General features: G+C 49.6%; 1 rRNA gene. It reads left to right on the forward strand.

Going from position 1 to position 230, the window contains the following annotated elements:
- Positions 1–129: 129 nt before the first annotated feature.
- Positions 130–230: ribosomal RNA gene (locus ACTHTG_RS11270) — 16S ribosomal RNA — on the forward strand; the annotation flags it as partial.

The following is a 230-nucleotide window of genomic DNA, read 5'->3' on the forward strand; positions in this document are numbered from 1 at the left end:
CTTTGTGATTCTGGACATGTGACTGAATATTTTTTGGTTAGTGTTTGGGGTTAGTGTATTGGATTCTTCGTGGTGTCACTGTTGCCTGTGTGCGTGCTGTGTGTGCGTGTGTGGGTGGGTGATATTTTTTCATTGGAGAGTTTGATCCTGGCTCAGGACGAACGCTGGCGGCGTGCTTAACACATGCAAGTCGAACGGAAAGGCCCTGCTTTTGTGGGGTGCTCGAGTGG

Source organism: Neisseria sp. P0017.S009 (assembly GCF_051957375.1).
GTDB lineage: Bacteria > Pseudomonadota > Gammaproteobacteria > Burkholderiales > Neisseriaceae > Neisseria > Neisseria perflava.